A 23,244-nucleotide genomic window follows, 5' to 3' on the forward strand; every position below is an offset into this window, starting at 1 on the left:
TGTGGCTATTATAATACTGACAGTTGATTTATTAATTAAAAAAAATTATGAAAGTATTAGTAATAGGAGCCGGAAACATGGGTTTAACTTATTCTGAAGGAATGATAAATTCTTCATTATTAAATAAACACAAATTAAGAATTTTTGATACCGATCCTAAAAAAATTGAAACTTTAAGACAACAACCTAAATTTAATGTTTACACGTCCTTAACAGATTGCTTACCACAGGCAGACATTATTTTTTTAGCAGTAAAACCCTACCACTGTGACGATCTATTTACAGAAATGAGGCGTATGGTAAATAAAGAGCAAATTTTTGTATCTCTTATGGCAGGAGTTACTATAAACTCCATTCAAAAAGGCTTAGGTATAAAAAAAGTGATCAGAACCATGCCTAATCTACCAGCTAAGGTTGGTAAAGGTGTAACCTCGTATACTGGTGACGCATCTGTTTCTAAAGTAGAGCTTTTAATGATAAGACATTTATTAGATACTACAGGAACATCGATTGAAGTTAGTAGCGAAAACTTTATAGATGCTTCAACCGGAATTTCCGGAAGTGGTCCAGCTTATGTGTTTTATTTTATGCAGTCCATGTTAGAAGCTGCTTTAAAAATGGGCTTTTCGGATTATGACTCTAAAGTTTTAGTAAGTAACACCTTTGAAGGTGCAATAGAATTATTTAGTCAAAATGATATATCTCCAGAAAAATGGATTGACAAAGTAGCCTCTAAAGGAGGAACTACTCAAGCTGCAATTGATAGTATGGAAGATAATAATGTAAAACAACTTATCCAAGATGCTGCTTACGCTGCGTTTGATAGAGCTGTTGAATTAGGAAAAGAAAAATAATAATGGAAGATAATATAAAGCGCGTAGTAGTTAAAGTAGGTACCAACGTGCTAACAAATAAAGACAACAGAATATTAGGACCTGTACTAAGAGAACTAGTTAGACAAATTGCAGTATTGTACGAACGTGGTATTAAGGTCGTATTAGTTTCTTCTGGATCGGCAATTGCCGGAAAAGAAATTTTAGGAAATACACAAATTGAAGACTCGTCAATACGACGTCAAGTCTACTCATCTGTTGGCCAACCCAGAATGATGAGACATTATTATAGCATTTTTCATGATTACGGAATGCGTTGCGCTCAAGTTTTAGCTACAAAACGTGATTTTGACTTAGGAAAATACAGAGAGAATATGATTAACTGTTACGAAGGTTTGTTGTCTGATGGCATTACACCTATTGCAAATGAAGATGATGCTGTATCCTTAACCATGTCTATGTTTACTGATAATGACGAGCTGGCTAGTTTGGTTGCAGAATTAATTGATGCAGATAGATTAATTATTTTGTCAGATACCGATGGATTATACACAGGTCATCCTGACCATAAAGACTCGGTTAAATTACATGAAGTTAAAACTAACCAGAATGTAGAAAAATACGTGTGTGCTTCTGGTAAAAAAGAAGGAGAAGGTCGTGGTGGAATGGCTTCAAAATTAAGAATAGCAAAAGTCACAGCACGTAAAAACATACCAACATATATTGCTAATGGTAAACGCGAAAATGTAATGGTAGATATTATAGATAATAAACAAATTGGTACAAAGTTTATTTGTGCCTAACTAAAAATTTAAATTAATGAAACTATTAAATACAGATATAAAAAATAATGTTCTAAAATCAATGATACAGATTTTAGACCATGAAAGAGAACATATTATTGCTGCCAATAAAAAAGATTTAGACGCTTTTAACAAAGACGATCAAGCATTGTTTGACCGCCTGATTGTAAACAATAAAAAGGTAAATGAAATGATTGAGGCTGTTAAAGCAGTATTAAGTCAAGATGATCCTGTTGGTCAAGAGCTATCAAATTTAACGCTTAAAAATCAACTTAATGTTGTTAACACAACCGCTCCTTTTGGTACAATATTAATTATTTACGAATCTAGACCAGATGTCACCATTGAAGCTGCAGTGTTAGCTTTTAAAGCCAACAACAAAATTTTATTAAAAGGTGGTAAAGAAGCGTTAAACAGTAACCTTATTTTAGAAAAATGTTGGCATCAAGCGTTAGAAGACAACGGACTATCTAAAGACTGGATTAAACTTTTACATTTAAAAAGAGAAGAAACACAAGCCTTTTTAAAAAACCCAACAGAACCATTGGACTTAATAGTGCCAAGAGGTGGAGAGCGTTTAATTAATTTTGTAAAAACACATGCTACATGTGCTGTATTAGTTAGCGGTAGAGGTAACAACTTTTTATATGTTTCAGAACAAGCCGATTGGAGTAAAGCAGTTGGTGTAATAGTAAATGCAAAAACAGATAAAATCTCTGGTTGCAATGCTTTAGACAAGGTATTAATAAATAAAAACATCCCAGAATACCAATTAAAACTTAAAATGCTACAGCAAAAGCTGGAGCAACATAATGTCACTATACTATCTGATAATAGCGTTGCTAAAGTTTTAGATTCTACTGAAAAAATAACAGAAGATGCAATTTGGAAGGAAGAGTTTTTAGCCCTAAAGCTACTTATAGGTGAAGTTAGTACATTAGACGAAGCCATAGATATGATTAATACACACTCTGGTAAACATTCTGCAGCTATTATAACTGAAAACACTACTGAAGCACTACATTTTATGAATCATATTGATAGTGCTGCTGTATACCATAATGCCTCTACTAGATTTACAGATGGAGGACAAATGGGAGTTGGTGCAGAGTTAGCAATAAGCACAGACAAATTACACCACAGAGGACCTTTGGGACTAAAACAATTAGTAACCAATAAATACTATGTATTTGGTGATGGCCAAGTTAGAGTTTAAAAAAACTATTTAAAAAATCCGATGATTACATTCATCGGATTTTTTTTATAATGCTAAACTAAAAACTGTATAATATTCTAGGTGTTACATACACAGATCCCACATTTTCCTGAACTGCACCTTCAATTTTATAAGGTGCATAATTTAATCCTAGACCAAAGGTTAACTCTTCATTATTTCTAAATTTTTTGACGTAATCTAAAGTTGGCGAAATTAAAAATGCAGTAATAACTTCGTACTTTTCTTCTGTATCATTGTCTCCTGTATAAAAGGGATTTCTTGCATCTGTTTTAATAATAGAAGCACCAATACCAAAGCTAACATGTAATTGCGAATTAACATTTTGACTCAAGTTTTTTTTAAACCTCAGCATAGGATTAAACATAAAAGCAGCTTTAGCCTGAATAGTATCCAAAGCTCTAACATACTTAAAAGACTGTTTTTGATCCGGAACTACAAATTGCAAAGCTAATTCTAAAGACTTTTTATTAGTAACTGGAAAGTCTAAACTTAGCTCGATTAATGGAGAGGCTCCAAAATAATTTTTCAGTTTACCTTGAGGCAACATAACACCTCCTCCAATTTTAAACGTCACTTTTTTAAAGTAGTCGTCCATATAACTATGATATTGATTACTATTGGTCACGTAAATAGTATCCTTTTGCGCCATACATAGCTGTAAACCTCCAAAAAATATAATGGTAATTAATAAGTTTTTCATGATTATAGTTTTAAAATTTGATTCAAAATTATTGTTATAATCACATAAAATTTTTGCTAATCCACCAATAGTAAAAGTAATTTTTGCGATTTTCGCAAATTAATAGTAAATTACTACATGTTTCAAACTTCATTTTTAGCTTATTTGAAAGCACAATTGCCAAATAATACTTCTGTAATAGATGCTGTTGCAACTGCGTTAGATATTAGTTATGATGCTGCACATAGACGTGTTAGCTTAAAAAGTAAATTATCTTTAGATGAAAGTGTTGCATTGGCTAAATACTACAATGTGTCATTAGACAGGTTATTTGAAACGACTGCTAATGAGTTTGTAACCATTGAAAAAACGAAGCAAATAGAGAATGAATCAGAATTGCAACACTATTTTGAGGATTCTTATCAGTCTTTATTACCCTTATTAAAGCAAAAGGATAGTACTATACTATATTCGGCTAAGGATATACCGTTATTTTACAACTTAAATGGTGATGCTTTAAGCCAGTTTAAATATTATGTTTGGCTTAAGTTGCTAAACCCTAAATTAGCCAGTAAAAGTTTTGATAATTTTGCTCCAAGCCCATCTTTAATTGAAGCCGGAAAGCGACTAGGTAGTTTGTATAACACCTTAAACACGCAGGAAGTTTGGGACATTACAACTATTAATAGCACTTTAAAACAAATACATTTTTACTTTCAGGCTGGACAAGTAAGCTCTAAATCTGCGTTACAGTTATGTGATTTATTAAAACAATTAATCACATCTATTTTTAATAAATTAACGTCGGAAGACCATCCTTTTTTACTGTATTATAATGAGTTACATTTAATGAATAACAATGTTCTGGTTAGCACGCCTAATAACCAAATGTTATATGTGCCTTTTACTTTGCTATCTTATTATAAAACTGAGGACAGGCACACGTGTGAGGAAGCTGAACGCTTTTTAAAAAAGCAGTTACAGAATAGTAAATTATTAAATACTGCTGGAGAAAAAGAACGTAATCGTTTTTTTAATAAACTGTTTAGTAAAATTGATGCTTTAAAGCAACTTATTGCTGCCACACAGCTATTAGATTTTGAGTAAGTCGCAACAGTAAGCGCGTTAAGGATGGAAGTGGCATCCTTTTTTGTTTTTTTCAAAAAAGATATAACGTACAGCCTGACGCATTTAAGCTTACAAAAAAGCTTAAATGGGTAACGCCAAAAAATAATTACTAATTTTTGTAACAAAAAGTGGATTGTATACGTATAACTATTGATAGCAAAATATTCACAAAGAAAATAATCACACTTTTTTAGATGAGACAACTTAAAATTACCAAGCAGGTTACTAACCGTGAGACCGCATCGTTAGATAAATATCTACAAGAAATTGGAAAAGTTGACTTAATTACCGCAGATGAAGAGGTAGAATTAGCACAACGTATCAAGGCTGGAGACCAGATTGCACTTGAAAAATTGACTAAAGCTAATTTACGTTTCGTAGTATCGGTAGCTAAGCAATATCAAAACCAAGGGTTAACGCTTCCGGATTTAATAAATGAAGGTAACTTGGGATTAATTAAAGCTGCACAACGTTTTGATGAAACGCGTGGATTTAAATTTATCTCGTATGCTGTTTGGTGGATTAGACAATCTATTTTACAAGCTTTAGCAGAACAATCTAGAATTGTGCGTTTACCGCTTAATAAGATTGGATCTATTAATAAAATAAATAAAACTTTTGCTTTCTTGGAACAAGCGCATGAGCGTCCACCAAGTCCAGAAGAAATTGCTAAGGAATTAGACATGACTATTAACGATGTTAAGGAGTCTATGAAAAATTCTGGTCGTCACGTAAGTATGGATGCGCCTTTAGTTGAAGGTGAAGACTCTAACTTATATGATGTATTAAACTCTGGTGAGTCACCAAATCCAGATCGTGAATTATTACACGAATCTTTACGTACTGAAATTGAACGTGCTTTAGAAACACTAACGCCACGTGAAGCTGATGTTATTAGATTATACTTTGGTTTAGGTAACCAACACCCAATGACGTTAGAAGAAATTGGTGAGACCTTTGACCTTACTAGAGAGCGTGTAAGACAAATTAAAGAAAAAGCTATACGTAGATTAAAACATACGTCTAGAAGTAAAATATTAAAAACTTACTTAGGATAATACCTAAGTTGCGGTAACAAACAGTTATTCATAACTGTTCGTTTTTTGATTGATGAAAGAACCCGAAGCTGATTACTTCGGGTTCACTCATTTAAAGTAGTACAGTATTATTATTTAAAATTTATTATTATATTTATTTATGTTAAAAACCATTTGCTATAAAAGCCAAGCTAATGCTAATCTAAACTTACTAGAGTTTGAGGCACTTTTTAATCAAACACAGTTAAAAAACAATAGCCATAACATTACAGGTGTTTTAGTTAAAAGAGATGATGTGTTTTTTCAGATACTTGAAGGTAATCCTATAATAATTGACACAGTTTACGAAGAGATTAAAAAGGATCGTAGACACTTTAATATATTAGAACTTTTAAATAAATCCATATCGCAATTAAGTTTTAAATCCTTTGATATTGGCTATGCTGTAATTAAGGATACTGATACACTTTATGGATTACAAAAATTTGTTAGCGATTTACAACAAAACAATATTGAAAATAGTCCACTGTTTTTGCAAATTATTGAAGAGCTACTAAGCGAGCACTAATAAAAAATGTTAGCTTTGTGCAAACAACACAAAACTAAAATAAATGTCTTCTAAATTAATTGCTCCTTCAATGCTTGCTGCCGATTTTGGCAACTTACAACGCGATACTGAAATGGTTAACAATAGTGATGCCGATTGGTTTCATATAGATGTTATGGATGGTCTTTTTGTACCAAACATATCTTATGGAATGCCAGTTATTGCTGCCATTAAAAAACATGCCACTAAACCATTAGATGTGCATTTAATGATTGAAAAACCAGAACGTTATATTGAGGAGTTTGCAAAAGTAGGTGCAGATATTATTACTGTACACCACGAGTCTACTGTACATTTACATCGTACATTAAGACAAATTAAAGATGCTGGCTGTAAAGCTGGTGTTGTCCTTAATATTACTACTCCTGTATCTGTTTTAGAGGATATACTTCCAGAATGCTACATGGTTTTACTTATGTCCATTAATCCTGGTTTTGGTGGTCAAAAGTTTGAAGACGTTACTTACCAACGTGTAAAAAAACTTAGAAAAATGATAGACGAGCAAGGTCTTGATACCAAAATAGAAATTGATGGTGGTGTAACAGATAAAAACATTGAAAAACTAGTTAAAGCTGGTGCAGATGTTTTTGTTGCTGGTAGTCACGTTTTTAAAAGCGAAAACCAAAAAGACGCTATAAAAAACCTGAAAGCATTAGCTAACGGTTAATAGATATAAAAAAAGGCTCCATATTATGGAGCCTTTTTAATTACTTAATTATTTATTATTAACCCTAAAACTGATTAATTAAGTAATTAATTAAATCTGTAGTAGTAACAATACCAACCAAAACATTGTTATCTACCACAGGTAATGCATGAAATTCTTTTTTAGACAATAATTCTGCTACCTCTTTTATTGTAGTATTACTAGACACACTTATTAAATTTTTAGCCATAACCTGCTGTATTGTAAACATATTGTATACTATTGTGTCCACATTACTATCCTGATCATCTGTTGCATCTGCATAACTAATTCTAAGTAAATCTGTATAACTTAACATTCCAATTATAGCCTCTCCACTAACAACAGGAATATGTCTAATGCTATGAAGCTTAAATAAATTTTCTGCTTTATCTAAATCATCAGTTGTATTTAGGGTAATGACATTTTTAGTCATTATGTCTGATACTGGAGTTCTTTTTTTCATGTTATTGGCTTTTAAATTATAGTAATAAAGTTACCTTTTATATACTTAAAAAAATATGACAAAAGTCAGTAAAAACCTATTTAATAACCTTTAAAATTAAAGTTAAGCATTTGCTTAACCTTTTTATAAAGCTCCGGAAATTGTGCTTTAAAATCTTGAGGCGTTTCGATAAAAGACTCGACAACAACAGCAATAAACTCAAAGTTGTTTTCAAAAGCATATGCCCTAAAATAATTTGAATTTACTAGTTTACTTTTATAAACTGGATTGTCATTAATATAACTTTGCAACTCCTTTAAACCTGTTAAAAATAGATATGCAGTTACATCGTTTTTAAACTCGGTTTGTAAATAACTTAAGTGTAGTGCGTGTATAAATTCGTGTATACCTAAATTAAGATTATCATCTTCTATTTTATAGCCAATCATAAAATCTTCCCAAGATAATATCACAGCTCTGTAAGCAGGATTAAAATGACCTTTATGGTAGGTCTTATCTAAACTAGAGTAAAAAGTCGTGGGATAAATTAATATTTTGTCTACTAATCCAATTTTATAATCTCTGTATCCAAAGGTTAGCATTACTGCTGTTGCAGAAACTAAAACACGATGTGTATCATTAATTTCTAAATGCTCTTTACCAACAAACTCGGTATTATTTAAAAACCTATGAAGGCGATGCCTAAAGTAGCCTTGTTCTTTTAAATTAAGTCTTTTATAAAACTTAAAATTACTTTCTAATATTTGTCTTTGTCTTGGAGTTAAGTCATTTAATTTAAGGTAAAAATGACGGAATAATGGTTTTCTAGCGATATAGTCAATATAAATACTTTCTACCAATTTAAATAACCAAATAGAGCCAGCTATTACCAAAAAGCAAACTAACACTACAGAAATTACACCTAAGACATATTTGTACACCAATGGGTTTTCGTCTAATTCTGCCTTAGCTTGTAATAACATTAATTATTGTACGGTTTTAAAATGTTTATTGATTAAATATAAATTAAAAATAAAGAAAGTGATTTTTATATATTACACATACTTAAATTAAGATTATTTTAATTGATAATAAAAAAACCAAATCACTACTTCAGAAAACTTGAAACAGCGTTTGGTTTTAATTAAAATTGTGACCTTGAGAGGATTCGAACCTCCAACCCTCAGAGCCGAAATCTGATATTCTATCCAGTTGAACTACAAGGCCCAACTTGTATTTAAGATAACTTAGCCTTTACAATTGTAGATATCGTTTTACCGTCGGCTTTTCCGGCTAACTGACCGCTAACCATTCCCATGACTTTACCCATGTCTTTCATGCCTTCTGCTCCTGTTTTTGCTATAACGTCATCAACAACTTTAGCGACTTCTTCATCACTCATAGCTTCTGGTAAAAATTGAGAGATTACTTCTGCTTCTGCCAACTCTGGAGCTGCTAAATCCTCTCGTCCTTGTTCTAAAAATATAGCTGCACTATCCTTACGTTGTTTAACTTGTTTTTGTAAAATTTTAAGCTCCTGCTCTTCTGTTAATTCTTGTTTTGCACCACTTTCTGTCTGAGCTAATAATATAGCTGACTTAACTGCTCTTAAAGCTGTTAAAGCAACTGTATTTTTACTTTTCATTGCCTCTTTTAGGGCTGTCATTATATCTGTAGATAGACTCATTGTATGTATTATTTAATATTTATTACGAAGATAGTTAAAAGTATTTATTTAAGTAGGCTAACTGCAAGTGATGACATGATTATAGCCTACAAAAAACCCGAAAAGTTTGAGGGAACTTTCCGGGTCAAAAAAATGGATTAATCTAATTGATTATTAATCTACATTATCATGTAAAAAAGAATTATTGCTTCTTAATTGTATGTCGTCATTTTCATCCACACCTAATGATGTTCTTGAAATATTATTATCTGACGAGTGTTGTCTGTCTTCTAGCTCTAAACCTTGACGCTTATATGCTGGAATCTTTTCTATATCTTCAATTTTTGAGCTATTGAATTTATGATTAAAATTTTTCATTTTCTTTCTACGCTCATCTGCTCTACTTTTTAGTAACTCAGAAATTGGAGTATTCATTGGATCAACTTCAGCATCAATATCCACTTCTAATTCTTGAGCTTCAATTTGTTTTTTCTCAAAAACCACTTCTTTATCAACCTCAACTTTAGCTTCTGACACTTTAGTTGTATTAGTCTCTACCTCATCGTAGTCATCTAACGCATATCTAATTTCTCCTGACTGCGAGTTTTCTGTTACTGGAACAACTTCTACAAAATCATTAACTTCTAAGTTGCTGATTTCATCTGTTAAATTCATAACAACCGGTTTTTCTTCTTCCACAACAGGCTCTACTTCGGGCTCTGATAATGGCATATCAAAACTTAAGGTAATTTGTTGTTTCTTTTCAGTCTCTTCAATATGGTTAACCGGATCTACTGTAGCACTTGAAGAAGTGATATTAAACTCTTCTGTCTCGTCTATTAAGGCATTAACTTGTGTGTAGTTAACATCTATATTTTTTATTGACTGAGTGGTTTGAACTAAATCTTGATCGTTAAGTGTTGTACTTTTTTGCTTGTTTACTTGCGCGATTTCAAAAGCTGATAATTGGTCATCCGTATCTTCTTCTAAATCTAATGTATGTACAACTGCTTTAGGTGTTTCTTTCTTTTCTTCTAATTCAATACTTGGTAAGATTATCGCAGGCTCTTTTTCTTTTTTGTTTAAATCCTGCTCCATATTTTGGTCATCTTCCAATGCATGGATTACCTTTTTAGTTTCGGTATTAGAAATTTCATTTTGTTGTTCAACATCAAAACCAGTTGCGATAATTGTTACTGAAATTGACTCTTCTAAATTGTCATCTTCACCAACTCCCATTATAATATTTGCACCATGACCAGCTTCATTTTGAATATGATCATTGATTTCTCCAATTTCATCAATAGTAATTTCTTGAGCACCAGAAACGATTAGCAACAATACGTTTTTGGCTCCAGTAATTTTATTATCATTTAATAATGGTGAATCTAATGCTTTAGAAATCGCTTCGTGCGCACGATTTTGACCTGATGCAGAAGCAGATCCCATAATAGCAGTTCCGCTATTACTAAGTACTGTTTTAGCATCACGTAAATCGATGTTTTGTGTGTAGTGATGTGTAATTACCTCTGCAATACCACGTGCTGCAGTAGATAAGACTTCGTCTGCTTTAGAAAAACCAGCTTTAAATCCTAGGTTACCATATACTTCACGTAGTTTGTTGTTATTAATCACAACTAAACTGTCTACTTCTTTACGTAATTTTTCAATTCCTTCTTGGGCTTGAGCATTACGCATTTTACCTTCAAATTGAAAAGGCATTGTTACAATACCAACGGTTAAGATATCTAAATCTTTAGCCATTTTTGCTATGATTGGAGCTGCACCTGTACCAGTACCTCCACCCATTCCGGCTGTAATAAATATCATTTTTGTGTTAGTATCTAACATGCGTTGTAAATCGTCAAAACTCTCTACAGCTGATTGCTCTCCTACGTCTGGATTTGCTCCTGCACCTAATCCTTCTGTTAAGTTTAAACCTAATTGGATTTTGTTTGGAACACCACTGTTTTGAAGTGCTTGTGCATCTGTATTACAAATGACAAAATCTACACCTTTTATTCCTTGAAGAAACATGTGGTTTATGGCATTACTACCTCCTCCACCTACACCAATGACCTTAATGACATTAGATTGGTTTTTTGGTAAGTCAAATGCTATGTTTTCGAATTCGTTGTTGCTGCTCATAAATTCTATTTTACTGGATCAATTATTATTTTTTAGCGATACATACATCGCTTAGTATTCTTATGTATTTATTATTCTGCGTTATCCAAAAAGTCTTTTACTCTTTCTGTTAACGTATCTAAAAACGACTTGCGTTGTTTTTTAGGTGGTTCAATTTTTTCTACTTCTGGCACTTCTTCGTTTGCAATTTCTTGTGCTTGAATTTCTTCTTCAATCACTGCTTCTGCTTTTTTGCGGTCTTGACGTTTTAATCCGTCCATAACTAATCCTACTGCTGTTGCAAATAAAGGACTGGTTATTGCGTCATCACTATCTCCTGCAAGATGCTCGTTTGGATAGCCTATTCTGGTATCCATACCTGTTATATATTCTACCAGTTGCTTTAAATGTTTTAACTGGCTTCCTCCACCTGTTAAAACGATTCCTGCGATTAGTTTCTTTTTTTGTTCTTCGTGACCGTAATTTTTGATCTCGACGTACACTTGCTCAATAATCTCTACAACTCTTGCATGGATTATTTTAGATAAGTTTTTTAAAGTTATCTCTTTAGGATCACGTCCTCTTAATCCTGGAATTGAGACAATTTCATTGTCTTTATTTTCTCCTGGCCAAGTACTACCAAATTTTATTTTTAAAAGTTCGGCTTGTTTTTCAATAATGGAGCAACCTTCTTTTATATCCTCTGTTATTACATTTCCTCCAAAAGGAATAACTGCTGTATGACGTATAATTCCGTCTCTAAAAATAGCTAAGTCTGTTGTACCACCTCCTATATCGATTAATGCTACTCCTGCTTCTTTTTCTTCTTGACTTAATACTGCATTGGCACTAGCTAGAGGCTCTAAAGTAATTCCTTCTAATGCTAATCCTGCACTTTGCACGCATCGTCCTATGTTTCGGATAGAAGATACTTGACCTACTACAACATGAAAGTTGGCCTCTAAACGACCTCCATACATACCGATAGGCTCTTTAATTTCGGCTTGACCGTCAATTTTATATTCTTGAGGTAACACATGGATAATTTCTTCTCCTGGTAGCATTACCAATTTGTGTACTTGATTGATTAGACGCTCTATATCCTCCTCGTCAATAACGGTCTCGCTGTTTGGTCTAGTGATATAATCGCTATGTTGTAAACTTCTAATATGTTGTCCTGCAATACCTACTGTAACACCTTCAATTTTTGTCGCTGCTGCAGCTTCTGCCTCGTTAATGGCTAACTGTATAGATTGTATGGTTTGTGTTATGTTATTTACTACACCACGATGCACACCCAAGCTTTTAGACTTACCTATGCCTAAAATTTCGACTTTACCATATTCGTTTTTACGACCAATCATAGCCACAATTTTTGTGGTTCCTATGTCTAATCCTACTGCAATGTTTTGTTCCATAACTTATGCTTTTGTGCATACAACTTGATTACCAAATTGTAAGTTTACTATACTGTAATTATCTAAAGCTTTATCTTTTGTAGCCTTTAAGTAAAAAGCCTTTAGATTATTAATTTTTTTGTCCAATTGTTCTAAACTGCCTAATTTGACTACAAAATTACACTGTCTTAATTTAAGATTAATTGTACTGTTTTTATTTTGATGAATTTGCACCACATGCGTCTTCAAAAACGTGTCTTCCTGAATTTTTGTTGCTATGGTATAAACCTTTTCTAAATCTTTTTTATTGACAAAACCAGTTACCATTGGTACACGCTCTGTGTAGTTATTTGATAGTGGCATGTAGCCACCATTGCTATCTACATAAAAAGATGCGTCTGTTACCACTCTGGCAATAGGCGTTTTTTGTTTTACTTTGGCTGTTAACTTACCTGTCACGCTAACGTAAACATCTGCAAACTCGACAATTGGATTTGCATTTAGGGTTGTCTCTAACAAATTCAAATCTAAAATTTCTTTGGACTTGTTGGTTACACTTTGTTGATTTTGTATTAACAACTTACTAACATCTTCATGCGTGATAAATAGGTTTTTATTTCCTATAAATTCTATGTTAGGTTTTGACACTAATCTTTTACCACTTCTTGCTGAAGAGAAGGCATACAAAAATACTACTAAACCTAGTAGTAATCCCATTTTTATATAGCTCCAATTAGCTTTCATTTAATAATTCTTTTTTAATTTTTGATACTTCTGCACCAATATCTCCTGCTCCAATGGTCAACACTATTCTAGCATTACTTGCTTTAATATGCTGAATCATTGTTTGTTTAGTAACTATTTTTTTGTTTTTATTGTCAATCATACCTAATAACCAGTCCGACGTTACGCCTTCTATTGGTAATTCTCTTGCTGGATAGATATCTAAAAGCAAGATTTGATCAAACTGCGCTAAACTTTTTGCAAAGTCTTGCGCAAAATCTTTAGTTCTTGAAAAAAGATGAGGCTGAAACACTGCAACAACCTTATCATTTGGATACATCTCTCTGACTGCTTGATGTACAGCATTTATCTCTTCTGGATGATGCGCATAGTCATCTATAAAAACGATGTCATCTGTCTTAATTTGATATGTAAATCTGCGCTTAACCCCTTTATAAGACGCTAATGCTTTTATAAGTTGGTCATGAGGCAATCCATACTCTAATGACATTGCTAAAGCAACTAAAGCATTTGACAAATTATGTCTACCAGGTAGATTAAATTTAAATTGCTTTACTACCGTTTTTGGCGTTTTAACATCAAAAATATAAGCACCATCTTTAATGGTTATATTTTGTGCAGAATAGTCTGCGTTATCTTCAATACCGTAGGTAATTCCATTTAATGGTAATCCGTTTTTAACAAACAATTTACCGTTAGGTTTTAGCTTTTTAGTGAAATCTTCAAACGTTTTTATTAACTCTGAAGCATCACCATATATATCTAAATGATCTGCATCCATGGATGTAATACATGCCATATCTGGACTTAAAGTAAGGAAGGATCTATCAAACTCATCTGCTTCTACAACGCTTACTTTATCACCATTTAATATAAGATTAGAATTATAATTCTCACTTATACCACCTAAAAACGCAGTTAACTTTACGCCACACTCATTTAGCAAATGCCCTAATATACTTGTTGTAGTTGTTTTACCGTGTGTACCAGCAACTGCTAAACAAAACGAATGCTCTGTAATTAAACCTAAAACCTCAGATCGCTTAAGCACTTTAAATGTATTATCTAAAAAATAATTTAATTGCACATGGTTTTTAGGCACAGCAGGTGTATAAACTATTAAAGTTGTTTCTGGATTTAAATAATGAGAATCTAAATTACTAATATCGTCTTTGAAAGTGACAGAAATACCTAAAGCAACTAAACTATCTGTAATATCTGTTTTTGTCTTATCATAACCACCAACCTGTTTACCATTAGCACTAAAATAACGCGCAATAGCAGACATACCAATGCCTCCAATACCGATAAAATAGATGTTATGTATGTTATTTAAGTTCATTATTTATTTAATAGTTTTTCAACTTCGTCAGCTATATCCTTAGTTGCATTTACTAATGCTAATTTTTTAATATTTTGACTTAACTCTTCTTGTTTTTCTTTAGAAGCTACTAATTGTCCAAATTTATTTTTAAAGTCAACTTTTAAGTCTTCTTGAGCAATTAATAGTGCTGCGTTTTCTTTAACTATTGCATTTGCATTTTTAGTCTGATGGTCTTCTGCAACGTATGGAGAAGGTACAAATACAACCGGTTTACCAACAATACACAACTCGCTTACCGATCCTGCTCCTGCACGTGATATTATAAAATCTGCTGCAGCATATGCATAATCCATTTTATTAATAAACTCATGGACTTGCACATGTTTTGTGTTACCATATAACTTATACGTTTGATAATACAACTTACCACATTGCCATATTACTTGGACGTTTAGTGTTTGTAAAAAATCAAGCTCATCAACCATCAACTCGTTAATTGCTTTTGCACCTAAGCTTCCGCCCAAAACCAATAAGGTTTGCTTACCTTCAATTAAATTAAAATACTTAATCGCTTCTGCTCTTTTAGAAGAAATATCCAATAAATCTTGTCTAACAGGGTTACCCGTTTTGATAATCTTTTCTGAAGGAAAAAATCGCTCTAAACCATTATAAGCAACACATACTTTGGCTACTTTTTTAGATAGCAATTTGTTAGTTATTCCTGGATAAGAATTTTGCTCTTGAATTAAGCTTGGAATTCCTTTTAAAGCAGCAACATGTAATAATGGTCCACTAGCAAAACCACCTGTACCAATAGCTACATCTGGCTTAAATTGATTGATTATTTTTTTTGCATTCCACAAACTACTAATTAGTTTAAAAGGAAACATCATATTTTTAAGCGTTAATTGACGCTGAATTCCTGTAATCCATAATCCTTTAATTTGGTAACCTGCTTGTGGCACCTTTTCCATTTCCATTCTATCCTTTGCACCAACAAATAAGAATTCCGATTCTGGAAAGCGCAATTTCAACTCGTTAGCAATTGCAATTGCAGGATAGATATGGCCTCCTGTGCCTCCACCTGATAATATTATCTTATATGCTTTATTTGTATTACTCACTTTACTTTTTAAACTACGTATTGAAAATAGATTTAGCCTATATATTTTTAAATTTAATCTTCCAATGTTTCTGATAAGATATCTAACGGATTTGTGTCATCAGAATCTTTTTCTTTTTTTATAATTTCTTCTCGTTTTGCACTTACACTTAAAATTATTCCAATTGCCAAACACGTCATCCATATACTTGTTCCTCCACTACTAATTAATGGTAATGTTTGCCCTGTTACAGGAAACAACTCAACAGCTACAGCCATATTAATCATAGCCTGAAAAATGATAGGCAAACCAACACCTAGTACTAATAATTTTCCAAAAACGGTATCTGCTTTTTGAGCTACTATAATAATCCTAAATAATAACCACATGTATAAAATCATCAAAGCCAATCCGCCAATTAAACCATATTCTTCAACAATAATGGCGTAAATAAAGTCAGAAGAGGATTGAGGTAAAAAGTTTTTTTGAATACTTTTTCCTGAACCAACACCTACGATACCTCCTGAGGCTATTGCAATTTTAGCTTTTTCTATTTGATAATCTTCTTCTGAATCTTCACCGTTAAAAAAACTATCAATCCTACTCATCCATGTATCAACACGATTTGGCATTGCATCTGGAAATGCTTTAGCCACCAATATAAACATGGTTAATCCAACGATACCTGCAAAACCCATTGCTATTAAATATCTAAGAGGATAACCTCCTAAAAACAACAAAGCACTAGTCATAACAAATATGATTGCTGTAGTGGAAAAATTTGACGGTAATATTAACGCCAAAATTATAAAAATTGGAATCCATAAAGGCAAAACAGACTCTTTAAAAGTTATTGTTTTGTCTTTAATTTTAGACAAGTACCTAGCAATGTACACCATTAAAACAACAGCTGCCAACGTTGATGTTTGAAATGACATATTTACAAACGGAATCCTTATCCAACGACTAGCATTGGCACCATCAATAGTTGTACCTTGAAGTATTGTTAAAATTAACAACACAAATACAATAGGCATCATAACCATTGACAACCCCCTAAAATAACGATAAGGGATTTTATGCACTCCGTACATAATTGAAAAACCTAAAAATAAGTGCATTAAATGTTTAATAAAAAAACCAAAGGTATTACCATCTCCACCAATATATGCCAAATTACTTGCAGCACTATATACTGGTAAAAACGAAAATATAGCTAATAGCGCAGAAATTGCCCATATTAACTTATCGCCTTTTATATTATTTATTATTGTGTTTTGCATTTACTTTTTAGAACTAACTATATATTAAACAGTTTGATATCACATTAAAGGTTTCTTACAGCATCTTTAAACTGTCTACCTCTATCTTCATAATTTTCAAATAAATCAAAGCTTGCACATGCAGGAGACAACAACACACTATCTCCAGCTTCTGCCAACTTATAAGCTATTTTAACAGCTTCACTCATAAACTGTGTTTCAACAATAACATCGACCATTTTACCAAAGCTTGCCAACAGCTTTTCGTTATCAACACCCAAACAAATGATAGCCTTAACTTTTTCATTAATAAAAGGATATAATTCTTGATAATTATTACCCTTATCCACACCTCCAACAATCCAAACCGTAGGCGATTCCATACTATCCAAAGCAAAGTAAGTCGCGTTTACGTTTGTAGCCTTAGAGTCGTTTATGTACTGCACTTTATTGATTTTAAGTACATTTTCTAAACGATGCTCCACACCTTGAAAATTTTCTAAACTTTCGCGTATTGTTTGTTTTCTAATTTGTAATAAATGTGCTACTGTTGAAGCAGCCATAGCATTTTTAGTATTGTGTTTTCCTTCTAGAGCGATATTTTTTGTTGGCATAATTATCTGATTATTATCAATTGTTATTATAATGTTGTCTTGATCCAAATACGCACCATTTTCTATTGTTTTAGTTAACGAAAACGGTAATAATGTAGCTTGAATGTTATTGTTATTTATATACTGCAAAATCACCTCATCATCTGCATCATATATTAAGTAATCTTCTTTTGTTTGATTTTGGGTAATCTTAAATTTTGAAGCGATATAATTCTCAAACTTATAATCATATCTATCCAAATGATCTGGAACTATATTGGTAATTACTGCTATGTTTGGCTTAAAATTGATGCAACCATCTAATTGAAAGCTACTAATCTCTAAAACATAATTTTTGTAATTATGTTCCAAAACTTGTTTTGCAAAACTATCTCCAATATTACCTGCCAACCCAACGTCCAACTCTTGTTTTAACACATGATGCGTTAACATAGCTGTTGTTGTTTTACCATTACTACCTGTTATAGCAACAATGGTTGCGTTGGTAAATTGAATTGCAAACTCGATTTCTGAAATTACAGGCACTCCTTTATTAATAAGCGCTTTAACTATTGCCACTTTTTCAGGAATTCCTGGGCTTTTCATAACAAGATCAGCTTCTAAAATTTTATTATCAGAATGCTGTTCTTCCTCCCATTCAATCTCATTATGTATAAGAACTTGCTTGTACTTTTCTTTTATTTTTCCTTTATCAGAAACAAATACTGCGTAGCCATTTGCTTTTCCTAAAAGCGCTGTACCAACACCACTTTCTCCACCTCCTAATATGACTAGTTTTTGTTTTTTCATTTATATTTCAACGAATAGACTTTTTTAATTTAAGTCTTAGCTTTTATCTTAATTTTAATGTCACTATCGACAGTATTGCAAGAAAAATTCCAACAATCCAAAAGCGAGTTACTATTTTACTTTCGTGATAGCCCTTTTTTTGATAGTGATGATGCAAAGGAGACATTAAAAATATGCGTCGTCCTTCTCCATATTTTTTACGTGTAAATTTGAAATAGCTAACCTGCAAAATCACTGATAATGATTCTGCGAAAAAGATTCCGCATAACACAGGAATCAACAACTCTTTTCTTACTGCTATTGCTATTACAGCGATAACACCACCTATTGTCAAACTACCTGTGTCTCCCATAAATACTTGAGCAGGATATGTATTGTACCATAAAAACCCGATTAATGCTCCTACAAAAGCAGCTATAAACACAACCATTTCACCCAGTCGTGGTATAAACATAACATTGAGATAATCTGAAAAAACGATGTTACCAGAGATAAAAGCAAATATTGCTAGTACAAAGACTATAATAGCCGAACTACCTGCTGCCAACCCATCGATACCATCCGTTAAATTAGCACCATTAGAAACTGCTGTGATTATAAATATTACTATTGGTATAAACACCAACCATGCATATTTAGCATAACCGTCTCCCATCCACGTCACCAAATTTGAATAGTCAAACTCATTATCTTTTACAAAAGGAATGGTTGTTTTTAGCGACTGTTCCTCCACATTAAATTCTCTTTCAGAACTTTGAGTTATTAATTCTGTTTCAAAAACTGGATTAACTTTTTCTGTTTTGATAGTAATTCCTGGATGGAAATACATTATCGAACCAACAAATAACCCTAAACCTACTTGTCCTAACACTTTAAACTTTCCGCTAAGGCCTTTTTTATCTTTTTTAAACACTTTTATATAGTCATCTGTAAATCCAACTGCTCCCATCCATAACATGGTTACAATTAACATGATGACATATATATTATCCAATCTTGCTAGTAAAAGCACTGGCAATAACGTAGCAAGAATTATAATAATCCCTCCCATAGTTGGCGTACCAGCTTTTTCTAACTGTCCATCTAAACCTAAATCTCTAACAGACTCTCCTACTTGCTTTTTTTGTAGCGCTACAATAATACGTTTACCAAATATTGTAGAAAATAACAATGATAAAATAATAGCCAGAGCTGCTCTAAATGTGATAAATTGAAACACACTAGCACCTGGAAATTGGTAGTTTTTTTCTAAAAATTCAAATAAGTAGTATAACATTTATATTGCTTTTTTATTTTGCTAAACCGTTTTAAATAGTGTTACGTTTAGCTTAACTTCAATTATTATTTTTGTAATTGTTTTAAAAAATCCTGAACTATTTTAAAATCATCAAAATCATGGCGTTTTCCATTTACCTCTTGATAGGTTTCATGTCCTTTACCTGCTATTAAAATAATATCGTTTGGATTTGCTAATTGACAAGCTGTTTTAATAGCTTGCTTTCTGTCAACAATTGACATTGTTTTTTTAAAATTTTGTGGTTCGACACCTTTTTCTATATCCTCTATAATTACTTCTGCTACTTCTGTACGTGGATTATCACTTGTAAAAATAACTTTAGTACTAAGCGCTGAAGCTATGTGCCCCATTTTTGGACGCTTAGTTTTATCCCTATCGCCACCACAGCCAACGACAGTAATTACGTCCTCGTTTTTAGTTCTGATATCGTTGATAGTTTCTAATACATTTTGTAATGCATCTGGTGTATGAGCATAATCTACAATAGCTGTTATTTTTTGATCAGAAATTATAAATTGAAAACGCCCACTTACACTCTCTAACTCACTTATCAACCTTAAAGTTTCTTCTTTTTCCAATCCTAAAAGTTCTGCAGTAGCAAAAATTGCAAGGATATTATAAGCATTAAAGTTCCCGATTAATCTAACCCAAACCTCATTATCATTAAGCTTTAATAACAAACCATTAAACTGATTTTCTAAAATCTGAGCCTTATAATCTGCAAAACTTTTTAAAGCGTAAGTATATTGTTTTGCTTTAGTGTTTTGAAGCATTACGCTTCCGTTTTTATCATCACCATTAGTTAATGCAAATGCTGTTTTAGGCAATTCGTCAAAAAATCTTTTTTTAACATCTCTATATTCAGCAAACGTATCGTGATAGTCCAAATGATCATGAGAAAGGTTTGTAAATATTCCGCCTTCAAACGTTAATCCTAATGTTCTATTTTGATGTATTCCATGAGAACTGACTTCCATAAAGCAAAACTCAACACCTTCATCATTCATTTGTTTTAAGTACCTATTGATAGTTAAAGAATCTGGTGTAGTATGCGTTGCAGGAAACTCCTGATTATCCACCATAATTTTTACTGTTGAAAGCAAACCAACTTTATATCCTGCTTTTTTAAACAATTGATACAAAAGCGAGGCAATCGTGGTTTTTCCATTGGTACCTGTTACACCAACTAACTTTAAGTTATCTGAGGGATTACCATAAAAATTTGAAGCCATTATTGCTAAAGCTGCGCTTGAGTCATCCACTTTAACATAAGTAACTCCAGCTTTAGTCACACTTGGAAGCTCCTCACACACAACAGCTATTGCGCCTTGTTGGATTGCACTTTCAATATACTGATGTCCATCTGTAAGACTACCTTTAACAGCCACAAAAACATCGTTAATTGCTACATTACGAGAATTAAAATGAATATTGCGCACTAAGATATTTGTACTTCCTACAACTGCATCTAGCGTTACTTTATATAATATGTCTTTTAATGAAATCACGAGGCTTCTAAAACTATAGTTTGATTATCTTTTAATTTGGTGTTTTTATTAACTGACTGACTTTTTACAGTCCCTTGACCTTGACATTTAACATTCACTTTTACGTTCATGTTTTCTAACAAAGCCATAGCATCCATAACAGGTAATCCTGTTACATCTGGCATAATTGTTTTATAAGTATTTGCTATTTTATAATAGCTTTCATACTCTTTATCTACTTTTACATCCTTAACATTTAGCGATGCTACTTGATCAATTAATGGCGTATCTGTAAATATTTTTTGAGCTATTTTTTTAAACACTGGACCAGAAACATCAGCACCATAAAATCCTTTTTTAACACTAGGCTTATGGATCACCACAATACACGAATATTTAGGTTTGTCCACTGGAAAATATCCAGCAAACGAAGAAATGTAACGTGGATTTTTTGCCCAATCATCCATCCAATATTCCACCCTTGCAGTTCCTGTTTTACCACACATAGAAAAATAGTCCGAATACAATGATCTACCTGTCCCTTTTACAACCACATTTTTAAGCATTTCTTGAGCTGCGCGCAAGGTCTTGTCTGAACATATTTTTTCATTGATAATAGTTTTATCAAAAACCTCTATTTGCTTATTTAAATCCCTTACCTCTCTAATAAATCTTGGTTTAACCATAACACCATTATTTGCAACAGCATTATAAAACGTTAAAGTTTGTAAAGGTGTAATTTTAAGATTATAACCATAAGCAATAGACGGTAAAGCGTTACGACTCCATTTACCATCTCCTGGTCTAGGAATCATTGGTTGACCTTCTCCTTTTATAGAAATTCCTAATTTTTTATCTAAATTCCAACTACTTAAAATATCTATAAAACGGTTTGGATCCTTTGCATAGGCGTTGTCTACAATTGTAGCTAATCCAATATTTGAAGAGACTTCAAATGCTCTGGCTGCAGATATTTTTCCATTACCATGAGAATCTTTTATACCTCTACCATAAAATACCTTATAACCATTTCCCGTATCAATAACATCTGACGTATCAATTTTGTTATCTTCCAAAGCAGCCATTAAAGCCATAAGCTTAAACGTAGAGCCAGGCTCATGCGCTTCATAAACCGCATAGTTTCTTTTTTCCCAATAATGACCTGAGGCTGTTTTACCTAAATTTGAAATAGCTCTAATTTCACCTGTTTCAACTTCCATCACCACAACTGTTCCATGCTCTGCTTGATACAACTCTAATTGTTCTAGTAATGCATGATGCGCAATATCTTGTATATTAACATCAATAGTAGTATACACATCAAACCCATCTTTAGGCTCAACTTGATCGTAATCTAAAATAGGCTTCCATTGTCCTTTACCTATTTTTTGTTTTAAACGCTTACCATCTTTTCCTCTTAAATAATCGACACCAAAAGCACCATCTATACCTGCTCTGGTCACATTACCTTCATCATCAGTACGCTCATAACCAATAGTTCGTTGTGCAACTTCACCCAAAGGATGTTCTCTTTTAACTTTTTGCTCTACTATTAAACCACCTTTAAAAGCTCCTAATTTTAATAAAGGAAATTCTCTAAATTTTAAATACTCCGAGTAGCCAATATTTCTAGCTAATAAAAAATAACGATTTTTATTAGCTCTAGCTTTCCCTAATTCTTTTTGATAAAAACTTGAAGGCTTACCTGTATAGTTTGATAAGGCATCACTTAATGGTTTCAAGTTAGCTTTAAAGTTTTTGTCTGAAGGTGTAATGGCATCAAACAAGATATCATACTTAGGTATTGATGTTGCTAACAAACTACCATCTGCAGAATAAACATTACCTCTGTTTGCTGGTATAACCACGTCCTTAATAGCACGCTTATCTGCCAAAGCCCTATACTTATCACCTTGCACAACCTGAATGGTTAACAATTTTCCAACCACAAGCAGCCCAAAGATGAACATACATCCTGCG

21 protein-coding genes and 1 tRNA gene are annotated in these 23,244 nt (G+C 32.6%); 7 read left to right on the forward strand and 15 right to left on the reverse strand.

Translation table 11 applies throughout. From position 1 onward, the window contains the following. Window positions 1–47 precede the first annotated feature (47 nt). Genes proC through WNY60_RS03580 form a run of 3 tightly spaced genes read left to right on the forward strand, consistent with a single transcriptional unit; the run spans window position 48 to window position 2,852 of the window. Window positions 48–854, forward strand: a complete 807-nt coding sequence (gene proC / locus WNY60_RS03570; RefSeq protein WP_191101030.1) for a pyrroline-5-carboxylate reductase — start codon at window positions 48–50, stop codon at window positions 852–854. Window positions 855–856: 2 nt separating this feature from the next. Further along, the gene (gene proB, locus WNY60_RS03575) at window positions 857–1,636 is read left to right on the forward strand and encodes a glutamate 5-kinase (RefSeq protein ID WP_342861542.1); all 780 of its coding nucleotides are present in this window, start codon (window positions 857–859) and stop codon (window positions 1,634–1,636) included. A gap of 16 nt (window positions 1,637–1,652) precedes the next feature. After that, complete coding sequence (locus WNY60_RS03580) at window positions 1,653–2,852, forward strand: glutamate-5-semialdehyde dehydrogenase (RefSeq protein WP_145006140.1); 1,200 nt, start codon at window positions 1,653–1,655, stop codon at window positions 2,850–2,852. Between the two features lie 58 nt (window positions 2,853–2,910). On the opposite strand, the gene WNY60_RS03585 is transcribed toward WNY60_RS03580, so the two are convergent. Continuing rightward, window positions 2,911–3,573 carry a hypothetical protein gene (locus tag WNY60_RS03585; RefSeq protein WP_342861543.1) on the reverse strand — a complete coding sequence of 221 codons (663 nt, stop codon included), beginning with the start codon at window positions 3,571–3,573 and terminating at the stop codon, window positions 2,911–2,913. A 117-nt stretch (window positions 3,574–3,690) separates the two neighbouring features. On the opposite strand from WNY60_RS03585, the gene WNY60_RS03590 reads away from it, so the two are divergent. The 4 genes from WNY60_RS03590 (at window position 3,691) to rpe (ending at window position 6,991) form a co-directional block, all read left to right on the forward strand. Further along, window positions 3,691–4,659, forward strand: a complete 969-nt coding sequence (locus tag WNY60_RS03590) for a hypothetical protein (protein ID WP_145006135.1) — start codon at window positions 3,691–3,693, stop codon at window positions 4,657–4,659. A gap of 215 nt (window positions 4,660–4,874) precedes the next feature. Further along, window positions 4,875–5,738 carry a sigma-70 family RNA polymerase sigma factor gene (locus WNY60_RS03595; RefSeq protein WP_038527047.1) on the forward strand — a complete coding sequence of 288 codons (864 nt, stop codon included), beginning with the start codon at window positions 4,875–4,877 and terminating at the stop codon, window positions 5,736–5,738. 139 nt (window positions 5,739–5,877) lie between these two features. After that, window positions 5,878–6,285: a BLUF domain-containing protein gene (locus tag WNY60_RS03600; RefSeq protein WP_145006133.1), complete on the forward strand. Its 408-nt coding sequence runs from the start codon at window positions 5,878–5,880 to the stop codon at window positions 6,283–6,285. Window positions 6,286–6,328: 43 nt separating this feature from the next. Beyond that, on the forward strand, window positions 6,329–6,991 hold the full coding sequence (gene rpe / locus WNY60_RS03605; protein WP_145006131.1) for a ribulose-phosphate 3-epimerase: 663 nt from the start codon (window positions 6,329–6,331) through the stop codon (window positions 6,989–6,991). Between the two features lie 64 nt (window positions 6,992–7,055). On the opposite strand, the gene WNY60_RS03610 is transcribed toward rpe, so the two are convergent. From WNY60_RS03610 to WNY60_RS03675, 14 genes are all read right to left on the reverse strand, one after another. Next, complete coding sequence (locus tag WNY60_RS03610) at window positions 7,056–7,475, reverse strand: CBS domain-containing protein (protein ID WP_342861546.1); 420 nt, start codon at window positions 7,473–7,475, stop codon at window positions 7,056–7,058. 80 nt (window positions 7,476–7,555) lie between these two features. After that, window positions 7,556–8,437, reverse strand: coding sequence for a zinc-dependent peptidase (locus tag WNY60_RS03615; RefSeq protein WP_342861547.1), 882 nt, complete (start codon window positions 8,435–8,437; stop codon window positions 7,556–7,558). 170 nt (window positions 8,438–8,607) lie between these two features. Continuing rightward, a tRNA-Arg gene (locus WNY60_RS03620) sits at window positions 8,608–8,681 on the reverse strand. Between the two features lie 10 nt (window positions 8,682–8,691). Next, window positions 8,692–9,141, reverse strand: a complete 450-nt coding sequence (locus tag WNY60_RS03625; RefSeq protein ID WP_339807952.1) for a GatB/YqeY domain-containing protein — start codon at window positions 9,139–9,141, stop codon at window positions 8,692–8,694. Window positions 9,142–9,294: 153 nt separating this feature from the next. Next, window positions 9,295–11,268, reverse strand: a complete 1,974-nt coding sequence (gene ftsZ, locus WNY60_RS03630; RefSeq protein WP_145006122.1) for a cell division protein FtsZ — start codon at window positions 11,266–11,268, stop codon at window positions 9,295–9,297. A gap of 71 nt (window positions 11,269–11,339) precedes the next feature. Next, the gene (gene ftsA, locus WNY60_RS03635; RefSeq protein WP_145006120.1) at window positions 11,340–12,665 is read right to left on the reverse strand and encodes a cell division protein FtsA; all 1,326 of its coding nucleotides are present in this window, start codon (window positions 12,663–12,665) and stop codon (window positions 11,340–11,342) included. Between the two features lie 3 nt (window positions 12,666–12,668). Further along, a complete protein-coding gene (locus tag WNY60_RS03640) occupies window positions 12,669–13,388 on the reverse strand; it encodes a cell division protein FtsQ/DivIB (protein WP_145006118.1) in 720 nt (239 codons plus the stop codon). Beyond that, complete coding sequence (gene murC, locus WNY60_RS03645; protein ID WP_342861548.1) at window positions 13,378–14,730, reverse strand: UDP-N-acetylmuramate--L-alanine ligase; 1,353 nt, start codon at window positions 14,728–14,730, stop codon at window positions 13,378–13,380. The genes WNY60_RS03640 and murC overlap by 11 nt, the downstream gene beginning before the upstream one ends. Continuing rightward, on the reverse strand, window positions 14,730–15,836 hold the full coding sequence (gene murG, locus WNY60_RS03650; protein WP_145006114.1) for an undecaprenyldiphospho-muramoylpentapeptide beta-N-acetylglucosaminyltransferase: 1,107 nt from the start codon (window positions 15,834–15,836) through the stop codon (window positions 14,730–14,732). The genes murC and murG overlap by 1 nt, the downstream gene beginning before the upstream one ends. A gap of 53 nt (window positions 15,837–15,889) precedes the next feature. Beyond that, entirely contained in the window at window positions 15,890–17,098 is a 1,209-nt protein-coding gene (locus WNY60_RS03655; RefSeq protein ID WP_145006112.1) for an FtsW/RodA/SpoVE family cell cycle protein, read from the reverse strand. A 44-nt stretch (window positions 17,099–17,142) separates the two neighbouring features. After that, on the reverse strand, window positions 17,143–18,480 hold the full coding sequence (murD, locus tag WNY60_RS03660; RefSeq protein WP_342861549.1) for a UDP-N-acetylmuramoyl-L-alanine--D-glutamate ligase: 1,338 nt from the start codon (window positions 18,478–18,480) through the stop codon (window positions 17,143–17,145). 43 nt (window positions 18,481–18,523) lie between these two features. Further along, on the reverse strand, window positions 18,524–19,756 hold the full coding sequence (mraY, locus tag WNY60_RS03665) for a phospho-N-acetylmuramoyl-pentapeptide-transferase (protein WP_145006108.1): 1,233 nt from the start codon (window positions 19,754–19,756) through the stop codon (window positions 18,524–18,526). 65 nt (window positions 19,757–19,821) lie between these two features. Then, on the reverse strand, window positions 19,822–21,285 hold the full coding sequence (locus WNY60_RS03670) for a UDP-N-acetylmuramoyl-L-alanyl-D-glutamate--2,6-diaminopimelate ligase (protein ID WP_339807956.1): 1,464 nt from the start codon (window positions 21,283–21,285) through the stop codon (window positions 19,822–19,824). After that, the gene (locus tag WNY60_RS03675; RefSeq protein WP_339808125.1) at window positions 21,282–23,234 is read right to left on the reverse strand and encodes a penicillin-binding protein; all 1,953 of its coding nucleotides are present in this window, start codon (window positions 23,232–23,234) and stop codon (window positions 21,282–21,284) included. Before WNY60_RS03675 ends, WNY60_RS03670 begins: the two co-directional genes overlap by 4 nt. Window positions 23,235–23,244: the final 10 nt, after the last annotated feature.

This window comes from Olleya sp. AS48, from assembly GCF_038900355.1.
Taxonomy (GTDB): Bacteria; Bacteroidota; Bacteroidia; order Flavobacteriales; family Flavobacteriaceae; genus Olleya.